Below are 3,646 nucleotides of genomic sequence, written 5' to 3' on the forward strand. Positions count from 1 at the left end.
CCTCCTCGAGCTTGCGCCCGTCGGCGCACTGGTCGAGGCGCACTTTGGCGCCGATGGCTCGCTCCGCCGGCTGCGGGTGGTTCGCCTGCCGAGCGCCGAGGCCGCCGTCGGGCGCCAGGCGCGACAGGTCGAGCACTCGTCCGAGGGCTTCGATCGCAACTGGGAGCCCTCGCGTCGGCGGTTCGGTGACGAACCTGAGGAAGAGTCGGCGCGTCAAATTCTCAAGGCACCCGAACTCGAGATCAACGATGAGGCATCCCCGACGCCAGCTGCGCCTGCTCTCGAGACGGAACTGTTGTCCCTGCCCCCGATCAAGGCCATCAACCGCGCGGGCGAACGGCTCGAAGGCGACATTCGCGCCGTCGTCGCCGGATACCGCTGGGACGACTCGGACGCCACGCTGGTTCTTGAGGAACGGGCGCTGTCAGACATTGGCGATCCCCGCCAAGAGCACCTTGACCTGTCGCCATGGCAGGAGGTGGAAGTCCGGGTTGGTGGCTCTGTTCGCGACCACGACCGCAGCTTTCTCCAGCTCGACAGGGTAGATGGGCTCGGTGCCTTTTACCTTGAGGATTGGGGGGCAGCGCTCGACTTCCACGATGTCGATCTGCCATTCCGGCTGCGACCTGGCGCGCAGGTCAGGGCGCGGGCCGTGCCTGATGCCTACGGTTCATTTTCGGCAACGCTCGTCCCATGGGCGCGGGCGCATCTGGCTACTGCGCCGTCGGAGGTCCAGTCGAAAGCTGGTGGGCGTCATCGGGCGTATCCCGCCACTGTGGTGACGCCTCCCGACGCGCGCGGCTTTGCGATCGTGGAACTGGATCACAAAGACCTCGACTCCGGACTCACGCATCGGTTCCGGGTCCGCGACAAGGACCTGAAATGGATCGGGCACGAAACGGTGGCCGGTGGGGAGGCTTTGCTCCTGTCGGTTCAGCCAGCACGCGGCGACCGTCGGGCCGGATTGCAATCGCCGACCACGAAGGTCGCCAAGATTGCCGAACGGGAAGCCGCGCTCGAGCTGCGGGGCAATTGGATACGCTTGGGGCCGGCGGACCTGCCGTTTCGGGCCGTCAGCGAGTTAGTCCGGGCGGTCAAGGACCGTGATTGGGCCGCCGAGGTGTGGCGCTTTTACGAGGGCAGCCTCCACCTTAGCTCCCGGAACCTTTTCGCCCAGCAGGTCCGCCAGACGTTGGAGGCGCCCGTCGCCTTGCTGCCTTTCCTCTTCCGGGAGCGGCGCAAGCTTGAGCAAGCCCATGGCGTCGGATTGTTCGTGCGACAGGCGGAAGCCGAGATCGAGATTGCCTCGTCCAACCGAGCGGGCCTTGAGGCGGCCCGGCGGGCGTTTGAGGAAATCTTCGCTTTCCCCCGACGCCAGGTGCGGGTCCCCTCGGCGACCCGGGGATGGTTGTTGGGCAACGGAGTCGCCAATTTGAGGCGCCTGCAGGACCAGGCTGGCGTCACCTACCTCTCGCTTGACGACGACATAGTCACGGTCGTGGCCTCCAGTAGGACCACGTTGGACCGTGTGCTGCAGGAGTTTCCTCGACGGGCACGCGGCCTCCTCACCGTGCCCGCCGGCAAGGCCGGTGCACTTATAGGACGCGGCGGCGAAACCATCCGGCGGCTGTGCAAGGAAAGCGGATGCCGGGCGAACTCCACAGGCCGAGACGCGCCATGGCTCCTTGAAGGACCGTCGGCCGGCCACCTGTATCTCTTCATTAGCCTGGCATCGGCAGAGGTCCCGGGCGCAACGGGGTCGGTGCAGGAGGACGAGCCCTTCTCGCTCGTGCCGGAACCGTCGCGGCCGGCACGGGGCGTACCCCCGTCGCACCTGCGCGTCGCTACCCCTGATTTTCTGCTCGACGTTGATGACGCAGAGGTGCGGCGGCTCGCCGCGGACCATACGACATCGGCGATACCGACGGAGGCGCAGGCCGCCGATGCTGGTCGACCTTCAGATAAGAAGAAGCGGAGAAAGGAGACATCCGGTGCCTTGGAGGTTCGTCATATTTGGGCACTCGACGCAAAACTTTTGATCGCTCTTGAAGCCGCTGGCGACGAAAGCGAGATGTTTCTCGGATGCAGCTTACGTTCACCGGCGGGAGACATCATCGACTTCCCTGTAGTTCGGTCCAGACTGAGCCAGTTCTGCTTGGTGGTGCTTGAGCCCTTGGGCGGCCAATTTTCCCTGGATGACGGCAATCCGAGGTTGGCGGGCGATGTCCGGCTTTCGACTTGGTTCAGTGAGGCCATGGATTTGCGCACCTCCGACACCAGTTGGGTGCCGTGGACTAGCGAATATGCGCCGTCGGACGCGAGCGACCTCACGCTCTTGCTCTACATTGATACTCCCCCGTTAGATGATCTGCTGGCGGCCCGTACATGGCTTGGCGATGACTAGGGCGGTGGCGCTGTCAGGCTATGACCGCCTCAAGTTGAAACCTTCCTCCCCCGCAGAACTCTTGGGCGTGGGTGGAGCGGGATCTGCGTTCAGTCGCGCGCCAGGCCTGTTGGCCGATGAAGGAACCCGGCCAACAGGAGTTGCTCGCACATAGCGATGGCGTGCTCGACCGGAAAGCTGTCTGAAACGAGATCGTCAATCGCGTGGGGATCTAGGTCCAGGAATTTGAGGACCGATGCAGCTGCAATCGGAACCTCGAATCGGCGCCCAATCGCCTTGATGACGATCGCTCGCTCCCCATGCTCGACATGGCATGTTGCGCCAGAGAACGCGAGGACGGTGCCGGGGGTCAAGCTATTGGAAAAGCCACCTTCCGGGAGGCCAAAATAAGGACGGGCCGGCATCGTCGCGGCACGATCATCCAGAAACCGTTGCGCCTTTGCCTCGGCAACCACGGCTGAGATCTCGTCCAGAAAACAGACGTCGTAGGTTGTTCGTCTGTCAGCATGTCGTGAGGGTACGTCGGCACGAAAAAACTCGGAGTGCCGTGCCGCATCACCCAACCAAGTGAGGTAGTCGATACCCGATGGTAGGTTGATCCCGAAAGTCAGGTGAAGAACAGGCTCACCCACACCTGTTGCTCCATGCCAATGCCCGCGCGGAATGTAGATGACGTCGCCACTTTCAACGACACGCTCCCAAAGCGGGTCGGTGGGGGGTGATAGGTTAGGATCGACGTCGCGATAAAGTGGGTACTGGCGCGTTGGCGCGAACATCTGCCATCGTTTAGCGCCGCTGATTTGGATCACGAAGAGGTCGTGGTCATCCCAGTGGACGCCGAAGCCGGGGGTACTTCCGAAGGCCGCGTAACAGTTCGCTTCAACATGCGCCCCGAACTCTGCCTCTAACCGACGGGCGAATAGCTTGATGGGCTCGTGGAGTTCGTCAACGGAATCGAGCACCAGCGTGGCACCTTCCCGAAGTCGGGCGTACAGGACCGGAACATCTATGTAGGGAATATCAGGGCCGCGTCGTGCAGGCCTATATCGTACGATAGCTAGCTCAGCTTCGCTTCGGCCGGCCTGTTCAAGCCTCAACCGAGGAGGTTCGAGCCGATGTTGCGCAAGGATCGCATTCAACGCATTCCAAGAAAACAGGTCGTCAAACCGGCCCTTCTGGCCGCGACAGTGCAACGAACTCCTATTCCATGCATCCTGAAAATCCGCCGGTCGGACGGAGCCC

2 protein-coding genes are annotated in these 3,646 nt (G+C 62.9%); one reads left to right on the forward strand and one right to left on the reverse strand.

The features are described 5' to 3' along the window. Positions 1-2,404, forward strand: a 2,404-nt coding sequence (locus RDU12_RS13940; protein WP_308685210.1) for a KH domain-containing protein, incomplete at its 5' end; no start/stop codon positions are given. 89 nt (positions 2,405-2,493) lie between these two features. Here the strand turns inward: RDU12_RS13940 and RDU12_RS13945 are convergent. Next, positions 2,494-3,646: JmjC domain-containing protein (locus tag RDU12_RS13945; RefSeq protein ID WP_308685212.1), on the reverse strand; the 1,153-nt coding region annotated here is incomplete at its 5' end.

This window comes from Brevundimonas sp. (assembly GCF_031082345.1).
Classification (GTDB): domain Bacteria; phylum Pseudomonadota; class Alphaproteobacteria; order Caulobacterales; family Caulobacteraceae; genus Brevundimonas.